We start from the raw sequence: 17896 nt of genomic DNA on the forward strand, positions 1-17896 counted from the left end.
TCCAAACCGTCCGTTTCTGGTGACAGGAGAAGTAATTACTTCTCTGCCGGAAGCGGTGTGAACAGCAGGTTAACAGGAAGATTGCTTCCTGGTGCAGCCGAGAACACAATCGTTACAGCTTCGCCGTACGAACCTGTGCGATAGAGTACACTTTGTTCATTTGGTGCACTTAAGGATTTGCTGCCATTCGAAATCTGCACAACCTTACCATTAACGAGTGCCACACCCGAGTATCTACCACCACGAGGGTTGAATGAGATCAGCGTGCGCGGAGCCACATTGTTCAGGGTAATTTTGTAAAGTACGCCGAAGTTGCCCGCGTTAGAAGCTTCCGTATAGGCCATAGGGTCTGTGCCGACCAGATTCGGGTCACTTGCATTATCCCCAAGCGGCAAACGAGCGGGCTTCGAACCTACTTCTTGGTCATATGTAATGACACGGGTTGCATTCGGATACGTACCACGGTTGTGTACACCATCACGATCCAGAACAGGCAGTGTGGACCATACAGCCATCGGATCTTTATTTTCTTCGATCATGATAATGTTGTAATCCAGCCTGTAGTCGCTGAAAACATCAGAATACAGAGAAATTACTTGCCCTTGCTTCATAGGAAGAGCATTGAGTTCAGTAAGAATCAATTTGCTCTCTCCTGGCTGCAACACAACATTCAATTTTCCAGTGCCATCTTGCATGGACTGGAACCAACGCTCAATCGATAACCTTCCGGCTACGGTTGCGAATGGCGAAGGACCCGCAAAGCCCATATTTTGCTGCTCTAATGTTGCTGCGTACATATTATTATTCGTAGCAACAACGTACATTTTCACGTTTTTGCCTGTGTTATTTACATGGTGAACCATGAAACGGGTCTGACCGATTGAAGACTCTTTGTACACAATCCCTTCCGAATTAACGGTTTCCGGGCTGTTACTACGAATCAGCACACTTTGCTCATCGTAATAAGTGTACGGAACTTTCTCCATAGCAGGAACTTCACTGCCGTTGAAGCTGAACTTGTCACCTACCGGTGTAAACAACTGATTAAAATCAGAGATAGTATACAGTGTTTCATTAGTGATATTGACATTCTTGGTATAGCTGTTACTAGCACCATGTTTGTCCGTAACGGTGATCGTTACTGTTTTTGGTCCCGGAACAAAGAATGCCAGAGCATTGTTTTCCCATTCAGTTTTCACAATAGCATTTTCGTCATCGGTGCTTTGATCAATGTACGTGATCTTTTCACCCATTTTGTATTCTTCCTTGTCTGTCGTAAACATCGCTACAGGGGGAAGATTCGGTTTCTGAACTTGAATCGTAACAGAGTACGGATCACTCCATTGTCCGCTCGAATCCTGGACAGCATACGTTACCGTATATGTACCTGGTTGGTCAAACGAATCCTGACGGCCAGTCCAGCGCTCGTCGACGATGTCCAATCCCTTGGGAGAGCTGGATTTAGTGTTGTATGTCACCGTGTCTCCTACAAAAATCTCTTTTGGTACCGTGAAGCTGGCTGCCGGTTTGGTATTCAGGTTCAGTACAACAGTCTTCGCAGACTGATTAACTTTATAAGTAATGTTAAGTGCCTGAGTAATCGACGTCAGTGGCACCATGAACGTATTTTTTTGTTGATAGGCAGGGCCCTTCATCGTTCTGGATTCACCGTTCACTGTATAAACGCTACTATTCGTTTTGAAGCGAAGCTCATCTTCGCCACTAATAATAATGGTTTCTTTGGTTGTATTGTCATATTTCACTTCATAACCAACCCGATCAACCAGTGCGCGGATCGCTACATAAGATACTCCATTTTTAACAGCCATCGGCTGTCCGGCAAGATATGTTTTGCCGTCTTGTACCATTTTGTTGCTGTTCATATAAAGTGTCAGATCTCCGCCTTTACTTCCGGCTACAGATTGACCGCTTGTAGATGGTTGCTTAACCTCAACTGGAGCTGTTGGGACTGTTGTTTCCTCTCCCGCATCCTCTTCATCAACAGGGTCTGTAACAGAATCAACCGGAGTAACGTCTGTACCTGTAGGTTCATTGGTCACCGGGTTTGTTCCTTCGACTGCATTATTATCAGACTGTTTTGAATCTGACCCGGACTTTACATCCGATTCCGCGATCGTTTGTTCTTTCTTCACAACCTCCACGGATTTAACATTGGCTGTATTTGTTTTTGTTGTATCACTTTGATCGGCTGCTAGTGCATTCGCTGGAATCGCTGCAAACGCTTGGAATACAGCTAAAGCGGTAAGTATGGATAATTTCTTCTTCAAATTCATTCTTTGTCTTTGGCTCCTTCTGCTCCCATTTTATAAATATCCCCCTCAAAAAGTCATACTATTAGACGCTTACTACCGGGAAAAGTTGCTAAAAATATTTGATAAGAATTGTAAACATTTAATAGCGCGAAAATACTATGAAAATAGTTATCTATTATAATTTCGATTTGCAGTGTAATCGGTATTAAAATCCGACGCATTTCCCAATAAAAAAATCCCTCCAGGTCATGGTTGAATAAGCACCATGCCACAGAGAGATTTAGAGATTTTGAATATGCTAACGCAAACTGACAGGCAAGCGTCCTGTTGGCTGCAATTCACCTGTTAAGACGAGAGACAATGCGCGAACCACTGCAGGAGTGTTCTCGTACGTACATATATAACTTCCCGGCGTCGGAATCTCCAATAGATCATATGGGTTACGCAGAGCAACTACAATCAGGGAATACTTCTCACTAAGTTTTTGAACCAAATGATGTTGCCCTTTCGGAAGATGGCCTGCAGAAGTGTAAGTACATACGATGATTTGATCTGCCTCCGACACATTCTCCAATATCCGGTCCGCTTCATCATAAGTCGGCTGTGTCGTTATTTTGTGCTCCCGAATTCCGCCTCTCAGCTGCGATAACGCTACACCAAGTGAATCCGTATGAGACCATGGTTCATCCACTTCTGTCCGTTGCACAACCTCGGGCCAGATGACATACACATTCTTTTCAGGGTGTAAGGGAAGCAAACCATCATTCTGAACTACAGTAATGCTATTGGAGGCAATCTCATCCAACCTGGATTCGATGGAGGCCAGCGACCTTGATAATTCATCCTTCTCTTTTGTTGAGAAAATGATCTTCTCCTCATAGGATCCATCAGGTACAGTATCATCTTCTTCCATGGAAACAAACGTATGCTTCCACTGACCACAACGCGCTGCCTTCCATGAAATAATACGCTCCAATGCCTGGTTAATGGTAGCTTCTTCAATTCGCCCAGTGCGAACGGCATCCACAACGGCTTCCACAGCAGAGATTTGATCTTGCAGTGTGTGACTGACCAGAATTAGATCAGCACCTGCCTCCACGGCACGAATGGCTGCTTCGGCCACACCATATGGCTTGGATATCGCATGCATTTCCAGACAGTCTGTAATAATAATGCCGTCAAAGCCCATTTCTTCGCGTAACAGCCCCGTCAACACTTTACGGGACAATGTAGCTGGAATCGGCTCCGGTTCAATCGCCGGGAAGATGACGTGAGCAGTCATGATGGCATCCACTCCGGCCTCAATAGCGCGATGGAACGGCAGAAGTTCCACCTGATCCAGCCTGTTACGTTCATGAGGTACAGTGACCATCCCGAGATGTGAATCCACCGCTGTGTCTCCATGTCCGGGAAAATGTTTGGCAGTCGCAGCAACGCCTCGGGATTGATATCCTTTGATGGCTGCTGCACCATGAGCAGCTACACTCTCCGCATTCTCGCCATAGGAGCGCACGCCGATGACCGGGTTCAGGATGTTGTTATTCACATCCAACACCGGAGCGAGGTTCATATCAATACCGATGCTTTTTAACTCATGACCTAGAATCTGTGCGCATTCAAGGGTATACTCCGGATTACCCGTTGCTCCAAGCGCCATGTTTCCAGGAACCTGGGTTACTCCCTCTTTGTCAATCCGGGCCACCATCCCGCCCTCCTGATCCACGGAGATCATCAGAGGTAAATCCCCGGCTTCAGCGGCAATCGCTTGCAAGTCGGCAGACAGTCGATTGATCTGGTCTACACTTTCCACATTTCGTCTGAAATAAATGACGCCTCCAACATGATACTCACGGATCAGTCGTTGGATCTGTTCATCCGCATGCTGTCCATGGAATCCACACATAAACATCTGTCCTACCCGCTGTTCCAACGAAAGCTGATCGATCGAATTCATACGCATGCTTTCCTCCCCATTATGAACCTGCTCTTTGGTTTGACCTGAATTCTGATGGTTTCATGTGAAAATGTTTATGGAACACTTTGGAGAAATATCGCCGCTCCTTATACCCCGTTGCTTCTCCAATGGCTGTAATACTCCATTCCGTTGTACTTAATAATAAGGCTGCGCTCTCCATCCGCTTATGGGTCATATATTCAACAAAGGTTACGCCCATCTGGTTTTTGAAAAGCTGACAAAAGTAACCCGGACTGATGCCCAGCCAATCAGCTACCTCATCAATCCCCAGATCACATTCCAGTCTGGCGTTCATATACTCACACGCAGAACTGATCAACTCAGACACAGAAGGGCGAGGTACACTTTTCTTATCATGACAAACATAAGCAAGTGCCTCCGCCAATTCGATTAATTCCTTGATGGAGGTTGCTGAATGCAATGCACTCCAGAAGTGCATTTCGTCTTGTTCAGCCATGACATGTACTTCGCGCAATTCACGAAGCATATGTACAAGCAGAAAACGCAGGCTGTTTTCGGCTACGCTATCCAGTGCACTCTTATGCTCGCTCATCCGATGTTTGAGCATCACGAGCAGGTCAATCAATCCCTGTTTATTTCCCTGTTTGATCCAGCGGGTGATCAAGTCCAAATCCTCTTTTGTAATCCACATTGTTGTCTTTCTGGAAGGTTCTTTGGATGACATGATGGAGTGCTCAGCAAATTCTTGTTCCAGCGTATCGCTACGCTGATTAGAATCATTCAGGATCAGCAATCGCTGACAGTGCCGATATCGCTCAGCCATCTGATCGTCCAGTTTCACAGGCATATCATCCTGAATGACCCTTGTCTTCATGCCTGAACCCGACTCAAATGTCGCATCTAATTCCAACTGAACCTCTTGAGCCAATGCATCTGCCCGTATTTTCCATTCATCTGATGCTTCCAGCAACATGCACCATTCTCCCTTTCGGGCCGAAATCAGCAGAGTTCCTTCACAGATCCGGTCTGTAATTTCCCTAAGCCTGGAACGGATCATTCCATGCCAGCTTTGGTGCCGGGTCCCAGACCATCCGATCGAATGTTTGAAATACCCCGACACATCGATAAGCAGCAGGATATATCGTAACGAAGATGCCTGTGGTTCAGGGGAAGAAGGAAGGGAAGAAAATAACGAATCCTCTTCTTTTCGCATCAGGTCAATGATATGTTTGTGCTTCACCCATACTTCCATCTCGGATTTGCGGTGGCGTTCAGCCTCCACTTCCAACCGTTTCTTCTGAATCTGACTAGCAAGCTCACGCAATTTCTGTTCCAGATCCAGGTAATCGATTGGCTTGCATATGTATTCATGGACATTGTAACGAATGGCGGTACGGGCATACTCGAACTGCTGATAACCTGTCAGCAAAATAATCTCGCAAGTTTCCCCTTGTTCCCGCAATATTCGAATCAGTTCCAGACCATCCATGGAGGGCATACGAATATCACACAACATGATGTCAGGGTGAAATTCTGCAACTTTTTCCAGTGCTTCTGACCCGCTTCTGGCCGTACCCACAATTTCAATGCCCATGTCTTCCCATGGCAAAATAAAACTCAAATTCTCCAAAATCGGCAGCTCATCGTCAACCAGCAACGCGGTTAGATTCATTCATCTTCCCCCTGCTCATATTGTGGAATAATACATTGAATGATGGTGCCATGCCCCGGAGATGAACATATAAACACCCCGTATCCGGCCCCATATTGAATCCTTATCCGATCTGCAACACTTCTTAAACCCAGCCCTCGACGCTCTGCCATTGAAGACAGTGGCTTCGTTCCCTCAGCCATGATGTATTCAGGTGGGTCTTCTGCCATGTATTCGAATCGAGCCAACATTTCCTGGGGAATACCGATGCCATTATCCTCAACTCGCAGCACCAGGTTATTTCGTTCCACAAATGCACTGATCCGAAGTACACCCTGATATTCAATTCCCTCAAACCCATGCTGAATACTATTTTCCACAAGAGGTTGAAGGGTAAGCTTGAGTATAGATGAGGTGTACAGATGAGATGGAATGTCAATCTCGTACCGGAACAAATCACTAAACCTGTAATGCTGGATCTCAAGATAACTCTGCAAGTGCCTTAACTCCTCACTGAGCGAAATCTCCTCCTGATCCTGAATACTGATCCGCAGCATATTGCCGAGGCGTGTCACCATTTCACTTACTTTACGCCCTTCTCCCCTCATGGCTAGTCCGTTAATGGATTCCAGCGTATTAAATAGAAAATGAGGTTTGATCTGGGCTTGAAGCACGCGCAGTTCTGCCTTGGCCTTCTGTTCCTGCTCTGCACGTACACGTCGGAACAGACCTCCGATCCGATCCAGCAATTCATTGAACCCTTGGGCAAGCAGCTGCATCTCATCAAAGCCACTTCCTTCGACCCGGGCATTAAAGTCCCCGTCATCTACACGCCTCATGAATCGCACGAGTACCGCAATATTGCCGGTTATCCGGTTCATGAAGAACACATTGAAAACCATCGCAGCAAGCAGACACAGCAGAATAATAATAATCGACCAGCCTGCGAATACATTCGTCTCTGAGGATAACGCTTCCCATGAAGCGACACTGACCAGACTCCAATTGTAGTTTTTCAGATGATATTGTGAAATGATGCTTTCACTGCCATCGAATACTGCTCTGGTGCTGCTGAACCCCGGTCCGTATATTCCAGATCTCACACCCAGATTCTCCATCTTCTCTCCGCTGTAGCGTCCGGAAGGATCGTATACGATCAGACCCTCTTCATTGATCAGCAGGAATGAAGTATCCTGTGCAGGATCACTTATTTGCAAATGGCGGAAGATGCGGTCCATCTCCCCTTTTTTAATCTGAACGACCAGAACTCCAATATTCTGAAAATAACTGAGTTCCTTGACTAACCGAATCTGAGTAAAGACAGGCTCTACGCCCGTTAGCTCAGGATATTCCAGAGGGGCCAGCCATTTGGGCACGCCGTTGAGCTCCTGGATTTCTTTGAATATTGGATGAACTTTAAATTGTTGAAAAGGAAGTGCTTGAAAATTTTCCTTCGTAAATATAGAGACAATCTGGTTATCCTGGGACGAACGCGGACGCAAATCATACAAGAAGGCATAACTGATGAACGGATAGTTGTATAAAAGGGAACGGAAATTACGCTGACTGGCATTCAGCGACAATTGATTACCGATTCCAAGATCCTGTTTGCTCGGATCTTTGGCGTTCAAAGCCATCTGGAATACCGATGTGGCAATGCCATTGTCCGTGACATTGTTGATCTGCTGAAAAACATTCTCGATATTATAGCTGATCGCCTGGAGTGCATATTCAGACTGCTGATTGTATTTTTTCTCAATCGTATGTGATGTGACCAAGAACATGCCGATTCCAAGCGTGCACATCGGTACAATGATGAGCAACAGAAATGCCATGGCCAGCTTCATCCGCAAGTTCATTTCCCGTTCTCCCTATATAACGCATCGTTAATTAACCTTTAACACTACCTGCCGTTACGCCTTCAATGATTTTCTCCTGCAATATGGCGTAGATTACAACAACCGGTACAACACTGTATACAATGCCTGCTGACATCTGGGCATAGTTCATTTGATACTGATCACGAAACTGGACCATGCCGACAGGCAGTGTACGCAGTTTATCAGTGGATAAGAAATAGTTGGCGAGTAAAAATTCGTTCCAGTTGCCGAGGAAATTCACGATAAAGACCGTAACAATGGCTGGAACTGTAAGGGGTATCACTATTCTAGCAAAGATACCCGGAGCCCTCAACCCATCCATAACCGCGGCTTCCTCAATTTCGCCAGGGAGCGACCGCATAAAGGCAGCCAGTATAATAATCGTAAACGGAATTGCATTCGCAACATAAGGAATGATCAGCGCCAAATGCGTATCCAAAATGCCGAGCTTGCGGACAAGCAAGTAAATCGGCAGCATGAGCGCATTGTTTGGAATCAGCATACCCGCCAGAATGAGACTGTACAGTAACATGCTCCATTTGCGGTGTCTCATCCGCGTTATAGCAAAAGCAAACATGGCACCAAGTATAATGGTTCCGACTGAAGACAAGACCGAAATGTACATACTGTTCCAGAAATACGTTCCAATCTTGGCATTTACCCAAGCCTCTACGTAGTTATTAAACACCCAAGTGGAAGGCAGACCGAACGGATTCAATGCAATTTCGTTGTTATCCTGCTTGAATGAAGAAAAGATTACGAATAAAAAGGGAAACAGAATCGCAAGTAGATACAACATCAACAAAACATGAGGTATACTGCCTTTTATGTTCTTTGCCATCAATATTCCACCCTTTCGTTGCGTCTCGCCACCAGCAACTGATATACCGCGGTGAGCACAAGCGTCAGAGCAAAGATCAGAACCGCAATCGTATTGCCATAACCGTATTTAAAATTGGTAATCGCGTATTTGATCATATACGTGGCAAGCACTTCGGTAGAGCCTGCGGGTCCACCTTTGGTCATAACCAGAACAATATCTGCTGCCTTCATCGCCCCGGCAATGGACAACATAATGACGACGGAAATGATAGGTCTGATAAGTGGCAATGTAATTTTGAATGCTCTTTGTACGGCTGTTGCTCCATCTATGGCTGCCGCTTCATCCAGATCCTTGGGAATAGCCAGAATGGCCGCCAAAACCATGACAATATAGAATCCCGTCCACTGCCAAGCATTGGTTACGAGAATGGATATCATTGCGAACCGATTATCGGATAGCCAATAGACCGGCGAAATACCTACGGTTTCAAGTAACTGATTCAACAGGCCGATGTTAGGCTCGTAGATGAATCCCCACAGAATACCGATGACGGCCGTTGACATAATGGAAGGCAAAAAGACGGCTGTTTTGTACAATCCCTTCAATTTCTTTACGTTTGCAATGAGCAGGGAAAACAGCACAATGAGAGGCACCTGGATCAAAACAGAAAATGCGATAAAGAAACCGTTATTGCGAGTTGAAATCCAAAAACGTTCATCTGTCAGTGCCTTCGCATAATTGGACAGTCCCACAAAACGCGGCTCTGCGGATACCCCGTTCCAGCTGGTCAGACTGTAATAGAGTGAACTTCCGATAGGATACAAGAAAAACATGATAAACAAGATCAGTGCCGGCAACACAAACAACGTATAGATCAGCGGGCTGCGGAGTGAAGTGTTCATGATCTACCTCCTTCAGTGACTTCAACTTCTTATGCTCATGTATAGAGCAGATTCCTCAGCAGTGTAATTCTTTAGATTAGACCAAGGGTTTTACCCCGGCAGAGTTCCAACCGGGGTAAACCAGCATGGTGTTAGCAGGTACGTTTCTTTGCTTGAAAGATCGTTTATTGTTTATTCTACTGAAGCGTTTGCCTCTTCCTGAACCTTTTGCAATTCTTCGGCCATCTTCTCTGGCGTCGTTTGTCCACCAATCAGCTTCTGAATTTGCAGATTGCTGATCTCTGTCGTTACATCAGCCTGAACGAGCGCATCGAATGCGGGGAATGAAGTCTGCGATGCATTCAGAACAGCTACGATTTCTTTCATCAAATCGTCGGTGATGCTGTCTGTCAGCACTTTTTCATCCAGTTTCATCGCTGGTAACACACCGTCTTCTACGAGTCCACGTACTTGCATATCTTCGTTGTAGAAGTTTTTGATAAAGGCTTTAACCGCCGCAAGCTTCTGAGGATCATCCGCAACCGCTGCGGAGAAGCCGTATCCGTTATTGACGTCACGCATCAGGGCTGTCTGATCTCCTGCACCGTTCTCTACCGGAGGCATATTGAAGAAACCAACCTTGCCAATGAGGGACTCACCGCTCTGTCCTTCCTTGAATACAGACGATTTCCACGTTCCGTCATACATCAGAATCGCTTCACCACTCGTAAATTGAGTTGTATATTCTGCATATTCAAAGCCAAGCTCGCCTTTTTTGAAGTACCCTTTATCCACCCATTCCTTATGCTTCGCGAATCCCGCGACAACGCCTGGATCAGTCCACTTGGCTTCGCCTGTAGCAAACTTCGCCGTAATATCAGGTCCGGCGTAACGGGACCACAGGTGGTTCGTTAACATGAGTGGAACCCAGCCTGCTTTGGAAGCAGAAGCAAGTGGAACCTTGCCGTCAGCCTTGATCTCAGCGAGCATATTATCCAGCTCAGCCATTGTTGAAGGCGCTTTCCAACCTTTTTGTGCAAAATACTCTTTATTGTAGAAGAAGCCTTCACCTGATCCACCAATAGGCAGTCCGTACACTTTGCCTTCATAGGTGAATGGTTCAAGTGATGAAAATTGGTCCTGGATGCCCAGCTCTTGCAAGATCGGTGTGAGATCCAACAACATGCCTTCTTTGGCATATACTTTGGAGTCCGGACTACCGAACAATTCGAAGATATCCGGCGGATTGCCTGCTGCCATCTCACCACGAAGTTTCTCCTTGCGGTTTACATCAGATTCAACTCCGTCCAGTGTAAAGGTCAGGTTGGGTACTTCGCTCTCCACTTTGGCTACAACGTCCTGCAGAATGGCCAGCCTTTTTTGTTTGTCGGCACCCACCTGAGTGTGACGGAGAAGCATTTCAACCGGTTCCTTGCTTGTCTCAGGCGTATTGCCTGCTCCCTGTTGTGGTTCGTTGGTTGAGCTCGAACAACCCGCCAATGTCCATGATGTAATTAGCAATAATGAAAGCAGTAATGTCATTCCTTTTTTCATTCGTATGACCCCCCTCAAGATATTGAGCATTTGGCTTTACACTCTGATTATAAAAAGTTGTAGCTAACATCGTAAGGATGACAATTCATCAATGGAGGGATAAAATCCTTCACTGGAGAAATAATCTTGCATTTACAATGGATAACAGCAAAAAAACAGCCCCTGCGAAACATGTTCGCAAAGACTGCTTGGTTGGAAGAAATGTATATAACTGTAGTTACTTAATTAGAGCAAGTCATGCCCGCTGTTTCCGTACGACCTTGTTCAATCAAACGATACGCCCGCTCTACTTCCTCATCACTTGGAGAAGGAACTCCATCGAGCGGATAGACTTTCCCCAGCGCCTGCCATTTGTAAATACCCATCTGATGATAAGGCAGAATTTCGAACTTCTCGACTCCATTTAGCGTTCCAATAAACCGCCCCAGATTGAGCAAGTCTTCTTCCTCATTGTGAATCCCTGGCACATACACGTGGCGAATCCACATTTTTCGTCCATTGTCCGATAACCATTGTGCGGTGCGCAATGTTCTCTCGTTGGATTTGCCTGTCAGCTTGATATGTTTCTCATCATTGATGTGCTTCAGATCCAGCAAAACGAGATCCGTGTTATCCAACAAATCATGAATCCGATCCGGTTCATTGAAACCATTGCTGTCCAGCGTAGTGTGCAATCCCCAGCGGCGTTTCGCTTCTTTGAAAACTTCGGCTACAAAATGAGCCTGTAATGTTGGCTCCCCGCCGGATACCGTAAGTCCTCCGCCGGAACTGCGATAATAGGACAAGTACGGCTCGATTTCAGCCAGTACCTCCTCCACGCTCATTTCCCTGCCACCATCCAGTGCCCATGTATCCGGATTGTGACAATACTGGCATTTGAGCAGACATCCCTGCATAAAAAGCACGAAGCGGATGCCTGGGCCGTCAACCGTCCCGAAAGTTTCGAGTGAATGAATATGTCCATTAACCATGCTGCCTCTTCCTTTCTGTATCGCATCCGCTGTGCGTTTAATATGGAGGTTCTACTCCTTTGAACCGTTGAGTTAAACCCGTGTTACATCGAACCGTGGAAGGTCCGGTTAATGACATCGAGTTGTTGCTCACGTGTCAATTTGATGAAGTTCACCGCGTAACCGGATACCCGTACAGTCAGCTGCGGATAGTTTTCCGGGTGATCCATCGCGTCAATCAACTGCTGGCGATCAAATACGTTCACGTTCAAATGGTGTGCCCCTTGACCAAAATAACCGTCCATCATGGCAACCAGATTGGATTTACGTGTGTCTGACTCTTTTCCGAGTGCTTTAGGCACGATGGAGAATGTGTTAGAGATCCCATCAAGGCTGTGTTCGTACGGCAATTTGGCTACTGAGCCAAGGGATGCCAGTGCACCTTTTTTGTCCCGACCATGCATTGGATTCGCTCCTGGTGCAAACGGTTCGCCTGCTTTACGGCCATCCGGTGTTGTACCTGTTTTCTTGCCGTACACTACGTTCGATGTGATCGTCAGTACAGACTGTGTTGGGATCGCATTACGATACGCTTTGTGTTTGCGAATCATGCCCATGAAGCTTTCCACCAGTTCAACTGCGATGCTATCGACACTGTCTTCATTGTTACCGTAACAAGGGAAGTCGCCTTCAATTTCAAAATCAATTGCGATGCCTTGTTCGTTGCGGATCGGTTTGACTTTTGCATACTTGATGGCACTCAGAGAGTCTGCTGCAACCGAGAGGCCAGCAATACCGCAAGCCATTGTACGCACGATGTCACGGTCATGCAGCGCCATCTCAATACGCTCATAGCTGTATTTGTCATGCATGTAGTGAATGACGTTGAGTGAGTTCATATACAGTTTGGCAAGCCATTCCATCATCGGTTTGAAACGTTTCATAACTTCATTGTACTCCAGCACTTCGCTTGTGATCGCCGGATATTCAGGTCCAACTTGTGCTCCCGATTTCTCGTCACGACCGCCGTTGATTGCATACAGCAATGCTTTTGCCAGGTTCGCACGAGCACCGAAGAACTGCATTTGTTTCCCGATCTTCATTGCAGATACGCAACAAGCAATACCATAATCGTCTCCGTAGATCGGACGCATCAGATCATCATTTTCATACTGGATGGAGCTTGTTTCGATGGATACTTTCGTACAGTATTGTTTGAACCCTTCCGGAAGCTTGGTGGACCAAAGTACAGTCAGGTTCGGCTCAGGTGCAGGACCAAGGTTGTTCAGGGTGTGCAGGAAACGGAAGCTGTTTTTCGTCACACGGGTTTCTCCATTTACGGACATGCCACCGATGGATTCAGTTACCCATGTTGGGTCTCCACTGAACAATTCATTATAATCCGGCGTACGCAGGAATTTGACGATCCGCAGTTTCATAACAAAATGGTCAACCAGTTCTTGAGCCTGTTCTTCAGTTAGCAAGCCTTCTTGCAAATCACGTTCAATGTAAATATCCAGGAATGAAGAAACACGTCCGAGCGACATCGCCGCACCATTTTGCTCTTTGATCGCAGCCAGGTAACCGAAGTAGAGCCATTGGAACGCTTCTTTTGCGGTTGTGGCTGGCAAAGAAATATCGAAACCATGCATTTCACCCAGTTGTTTCAACTCTTGCAATGCACGAATCTGTTCGGACAGTTCTTCACGCAGGCGAATGACATCTTCATCAATCACATCGACTTCAAGTGCATTCAGCTCACCTTTTTTATTTCGAATCAGGAAGTCCACGCCGTACAGAGCTACCCGGCGATAGTCACCGATGATCCGGCCACGGCCGTAAGCATCAGGCAGACCGGTAATAATCCCTGCTTTACGTGCTGCACGCATTTCAGATGTATAAGCATCAAATACGCCCTGGTTATGTGTTTTACGGATGTTCGTAAATATATCAATGACGCCTTGAGGCATTTCAAAACCATAAGCTTCACAAGCATCAATCATCATGCGAATTCCACCGAATGGCTGAATGGAACGTTTGAATGGAGCATCCGTTTGAACACCAACAATCTGTTCTTTGGATTTATCCAGATAACCTGGTTGGTGAGAAACAATCGTTGCTGGCGTGTTTACGTCAACATCAAGTACCCCGCCGTTATCGCGCTCTTTTTTGGTCAGATCGGATACGATATCCCATAACTCTTTCGTATTCTGAGTTGCACCTGCAAGAAATGCTTCGTCGCCATAGTAAGGTGATAAGTTGCGTGCCAGAAAATCATTCACATCTACGGATTTCGTCCATGTTCCTTTGGTAAAGTTTCTCCAGCCTGTTTGTTGTTTGACATCTTTTTCGATCACCGACATAGTAATCCCTCCACAAATTTGGATTTCCGGACACATGACAGAATGCTTCACTCGTCTCATCTGTGCCCAGAGCCGCGATTAATGTGATAAATTTCACATGTAATCCGGAACATGTTCTCTCTACTTGGGAACCGGAACCGCGGATGAATGTTTTTCTTACATTTTCAGTATACGTCTTCGTTCTTTCATCATCTGTGATTTTTATCACAAAGTTTGTGACCATCCTCACTTCACCTGTGCTGTGTCATGGTGAACCCTGAACTATTCACACTTATCCACTGCGCGGGCAGAACAACTTCCGATCGCTGTTCAAATCCGATTTCCCGAATTGAACAATATAATTTGAACGAAAGGATATGTACACTAGCCACTCCGAGGATAGAACAACCTTCCGATCGCTGTTACCCCCAGATTTTGTTGATTCCCTTTATAAAAGGTAAAATCCGGGGATAAAGGCGAGCGCTATCGCTTCTTCAGGTTTTTTCTCTCCTCTCCGTTATCGTGTACATGTATGGTTCAAACTATATAGCATAGAAGGTTGAAATCGTGCTTGAAGCAAACGCTTCGCTTCTTCCGTTTTTTCTGCCCTCTCCGTTATGGTGTGACTACTTGGTTCAAAAAGTAACATCACGAATTCCGTGTAACCTTTTACAGGAAAGACGGCAATCGGGGCTCCCCTTTCGGGGAACCCTGACTATATCTGCCTGAATCCTGCTGTTGCTTTAGTTGTTATTCAAACTTGCCATAGAAAGCATTGCGGTATACATCTGCCAGTTCAGTGACGAGTGGCAGTTTTGGATTGGCTGTTGTACATTGGTCCTCGAATGCGCGGTCTGCCAGATAATCGACATGTGCCTCAAAGTCTTTGGCATCGAATCCGATTTCCTGGAACGACTCTTCAATACCCAATGTTTTGTTGAGTTTGCGAATCGCATTGATGAGGCTGGTAACGCCTTCTTCTGTCGTACGTGCAGGCAATCCGAGAATGCGGGCAATTTCGGCATAACGCTCATCTGCAACAAAGTGCGAATATTTCGGGAACGATGCAAACTTCGTCGGTTTTTTTGCATTGTAGCGAATGACGTGTGGCATCAGGATGGCATTGGTACGTCCATGTGCGGTGTGGTACTGACCACCCCATTTGTGTGCCAAGCTGTGGTTAATGCCCAGGAATGCGTTGGCAAAAGCCATACCGGCAATCGTTGAAGCGTTATGCATTTTCTCACGAGCCAATTTGTCACCTTGCAGCGCCGATTGCTCGAGGTATTGGAATACCAGTTGAATCGCTTTGATCGCGAGTCCATCCGTGTAATCATTCGCCATGACGGATACATATGCTTCAATGGCGTGAGTCAACACGTCCATACCTGTATCCGCAACAGCGGTTTTAGGCAGAGAGTATACGAATTCCGGGTCTACAATGGCTACATCTGGTGTTAACTCGTAGTCTGCAAGTGGATATTTCGTATTGCCTTGATTTTTATCTGTAATAACTGCGAACGATGTTACTTCCGAACCTGTGCCCGAAGTTGTCGGGATCGCTACGAATTTCGCTTTCACGCCGAGACGTGGATATTTGTAGATCCGTTTGCGGATATCCATGAATTTTTGCTTCAAGTCATTGAAATCCGTGTCAGGATATTCATAGAACAGCCACATCGCTTTGGCAGCATCCATCGGTGATCCCCCGCCGAGAGCGATAATGCAGTCTGGCTGGAAGCGGCGCATCATTTCCGTACCGCGGTCTACCGTTGTTGTGGATGGATCGGGTTCGACATCCGAGAACACTTCAATGGCTACCGGCATTTGACGTTGACGCAGATAGTGTTCTACTTTTTCCACATAACCAAGTTTGACCATCATAGCATCCGTAATAATGGCTACACGTGTGATGTCCGGCATTTTGGCAAGATACTGTGTTGCCCCTTTTTCGAAGTAGACTTTGTTCGGCACTTTGAACCACTGCATATTCACGGTACGGCGAGCCACCCTTTTCACGTTGATTAAGTTCACAGCGGTTACGTTGGAAGAAGTCGAGTTCCGTCCATACGATCCGCAGCCAAGTGTCAGTGACGGCATGTTGGTGTTGTAGATGTCACCGATGGCGCCGTGTGTGGATGGTGAATTTACGATAATCCGCCCGGTTTGCAGGCGATCTGCAAATTTGCCAATGACTTCTTCGTTCGTCGAATGAATAACAGAGGAGTGACCCATGCCGCCAAAAGCAACCACTTCTGCTGCACGCTCAATCCCTTCAGCTGCCGTTTTCACTTTGTAACAAGCCAGTACCGGGCTTAATTTCTCAGCCGACAATGGGAATTTGGTACCTACCCCTTCAATCTCGGCCACGAGAATTTTGGTGCCTACTGGAACTTCAATACCACACAATTTCGCAATGCTCACCGCAGATTGACCAACAATCGCCGGGTTCACCGCACATTTTTCAGCATTAATCGCACCTGCGGTCAATTTTGCGGCCTCATCCTTGTTGACGAAGTAACAGCCGTTCGCGATCATTTTCTTTTTCACTTGATCAAAGATCGGTTCTTCGATGATGACTGCTTGCTCGGAAGCACAGATCATACCGTTATCGAACGATTTAGACAAAATCAGATCCGTGACTGCTTGGTTGATATCTGCACTTTTCTCAATAAAGCAAGGTACGTTCCCTGGCCCTACACCCAGTGCCGGTTTACCACAGCTGTATGCCGCCCGCACCATGCCTGATCCGCCTGTTGCCAGAATGAGCGCCACATCATTATGATTCATCAGCGCGTTTGTGCGATCCATGGAAGGATCATCAATCCACTGGATACAATCCGCTGGAGCACCATGCTTCACCGCAGCATCAAGCAGGATTTTGGCAGCTTCCCGGCTACAGTTCTGTGCAGATGGGTGGAAACCGAAGATGATCGGGTTACGCGTTTTGATGGAAATCAGTGCTTTGAACATCGTAGTGGATGTTGGATTGGTTACCGGGGTAATCCCCATGATGATACCGACAGGCTCCGCAATTTTCTGGAAATTTTCGTATTCGTTATCTTCAATAACCCCTACTGTTTTGTCATATTTAATGCTATGATACACATATTCTGTTGCAAATATGTTTTTGGTGATTTTATCCTCATACACACCCCGACCTGTTTCTTCCACGGCCATCTTGGCGAGCATCATATGTTTGTCCAGACCTGCCAGCGCCATCGCTTGCACGATGCGGTCAATCTGTTTCTGATCCATGGACATGAATGCTGCATGTGCTTTATTCGCTTTGTCAATTAACGTTTGAATATACTGACCTGCTGTCTCTTCTTTTACTGGGGCGACTTCGTTCTTTACAGCCATCTCCCTCATCCTCCTAAAGGTTCGTATTGGTTTGTCTCTCTTCTTTACATTCACATCGTATCATGGGGAAAGAGTTAATTATGTGATTTTTTTCACAAAGTATAACAAATTTAATTTAAGTTTTTTAGTGTCCCTTACTTAGCCAATTACACTTCCTATTTAAACTATAGGGCTGTCAGATTCATCCTCCCCTTTCGAAAGTGAATTTAATCACAATGTTTGAAATTTCGCCATTTTTGCCCC

Annotated in this window: 10 protein-coding genes; all 10 read right to left on the minus strand. The window is 46.2% G+C overall.

What is annotated here, in order from left to right; genetic code table 11:
- Positions 1 to 35: 35 nt before the first annotated feature.
- Positions 36 to 2294, minus strand: coding sequence for a stalk domain-containing protein (locus BMW94_RS25240; protein WP_091001534.1), 2259 nt, complete (start codon positions 2292 to 2294; stop codon positions 36 to 38).
- A gap of 277 nt (positions 2295 to 2571) precedes the next feature.
- Positions 2572 to 4233 (minus strand): beta-N-acetylhexosaminidase, encoded by a 1662-nt coding sequence (nagZ, locus tag BMW94_RS25245; RefSeq protein ID WP_091001535.1) that lies wholly within the window; start codon positions 4231 to 4233, stop codon positions 2572 to 2574.
- A 13-nt stretch (positions 4234 to 4246) separates the two neighbouring features.
- A complete protein-coding gene (locus BMW94_RS25250; RefSeq protein ID WP_091001536.1) occupies positions 4247 to 5881 on the minus strand; it encodes a response regulator in 1635 nt (544 codons plus the stop codon).
- Positions 5878 to 7719, minus strand: coding sequence for a cache domain-containing sensor histidine kinase (locus tag BMW94_RS25255; RefSeq protein WP_091001537.1), 1842 nt, complete (start codon positions 7717 to 7719; stop codon positions 5878 to 5880). The genes BMW94_RS25250 and BMW94_RS25255 overlap by 4 nt, the downstream gene beginning before the upstream one ends.
- Positions 7720 to 7750: 31 nt before the next feature.
- A complete protein-coding gene (locus tag BMW94_RS25260; RefSeq protein ID WP_091001538.1) occupies positions 7751 to 8581 on the minus strand; it encodes a carbohydrate ABC transporter permease in 831 nt (276 codons plus the stop codon).
- Complete coding sequence (locus BMW94_RS25265) at positions 8581 to 9465, minus strand: carbohydrate ABC transporter permease (protein ID WP_063565671.1); 885 nt, start codon at positions 9463 to 9465, stop codon at positions 8581 to 8583. The genes BMW94_RS25260 and BMW94_RS25265 overlap by 1 nt, the downstream gene beginning before the upstream one ends.
- Positions 9466 to 9636: 171 nt before the next feature.
- Positions 9637 to 10998 (minus strand): extracellular solute-binding protein, encoded by a 1362-nt coding sequence (locus BMW94_RS25270; RefSeq protein ID WP_091001539.1) that lies wholly within the window; start codon positions 10996 to 10998, stop codon positions 9637 to 9639.
- A gap of 221 nt (positions 10999 to 11219) precedes the next feature.
- On the minus strand, positions 11220 to 11969 hold the full coding sequence (pflA, locus tag BMW94_RS25275) for a pyruvate formate-lyase-activating protein (RefSeq protein WP_091001540.1): 750 nt from the start codon (positions 11967 to 11969) through the stop codon (positions 11220 to 11222).
- An 83-nt stretch (positions 11970 to 12052) separates the two neighbouring features.
- Positions 12053 to 14311, minus strand: a complete 2259-nt coding sequence (pflB, locus tag BMW94_RS25280) for a formate C-acetyltransferase (protein ID WP_091001541.1) — start codon at positions 14309 to 14311, stop codon at positions 12053 to 12055.
- A gap of 729 nt (positions 14312 to 15040) precedes the next feature.
- Positions 15041 to 17653 (minus strand): bifunctional acetaldehyde-CoA/alcohol dehydrogenase, encoded by a 2613-nt coding sequence (adhE, locus tag BMW94_RS25285; protein ID WP_091001542.1) that lies wholly within the window; start codon positions 17651 to 17653, stop codon positions 15041 to 15043.
- Positions 17654 to 17896 lie beyond the last annotated feature (243 nt).

Origin of the sequence: Paenibacillus sp. OK003 (assembly GCF_900109515.1) — a bacterium.
In the GTDB taxonomy this organism is placed as follows: Bacteria; Bacillota; Bacilli; order Paenibacillales; family Paenibacillaceae; genus Paenibacillus; species Paenibacillus marchantiae.

Excerpts from the sequence above, each read along its gene's own strand:
- nagZ (WP_091001535.1), bottom strand. The coding sequence starts at position 4,233 with ATGCGTATGAATTCGATCGATCAGCTTTCGTTGGAACAGCGGGTAGGA.
- pflA (WP_091001540.1), bottom strand. The coding sequence starts at position 11,969 with ATGGTTAATGGACATATTCATTCACTCGAAACTTTCGGGACGGTTGAC.
- BMW94_RS25260 (WP_091001538.1), bottom strand. The coding sequence starts at position 8,581 with ATGGCAAAGAACATAAAAGGCAGTATACCTCATGTTTTGTTGATGTTG.
- BMW94_RS25240 (WP_091001534.1), bottom strand. The coding sequence starts at position 2,294 with ATGAATTTGAAGAAGAAATTATCCATACTTACCGCTTTAGCTGTATTC.
- BMW94_RS25270 (WP_091001539.1), bottom strand. The coding sequence starts at position 10,998 with ATGAAAAAAGGAATGACATTACTGCTTTCATTATTGCTAATTACATCA.
- BMW94_RS25250 (WP_091001536.1), bottom strand. The coding sequence starts at position 5,881 with ATGAATCTAACCGCGTTGCTGGTTGACGATGAGCTGCCGATTTTGGAG.
- BMW94_RS25255 (WP_091001537.1), bottom strand. The coding sequence starts at position 7,719 with ATGAACTTGCGGATGAAGCTGGCCATGGCATTTCTGTTGCTCATCATT.
- adhE (WP_091001542.1), bottom strand. The coding sequence starts at position 17,653 with ATGGCTGTAAAGAACGAAGTCGCCCCAGTAAAAGAAGAGACAGCAGGT.
- BMW94_RS25265 (WP_063565671.1), bottom strand. The coding sequence starts at position 9,465 with ATGAACACTTCACTCCGCAGCCCGCTGATCTATACGTTGTTTGTGTTG.
- pflB (WP_091001541.1), bottom strand. The coding sequence starts at position 14,311 with ATGTCGGTGATCGAAAAAGATGTCAAACAACAAACAGGCTGGAGAAAC.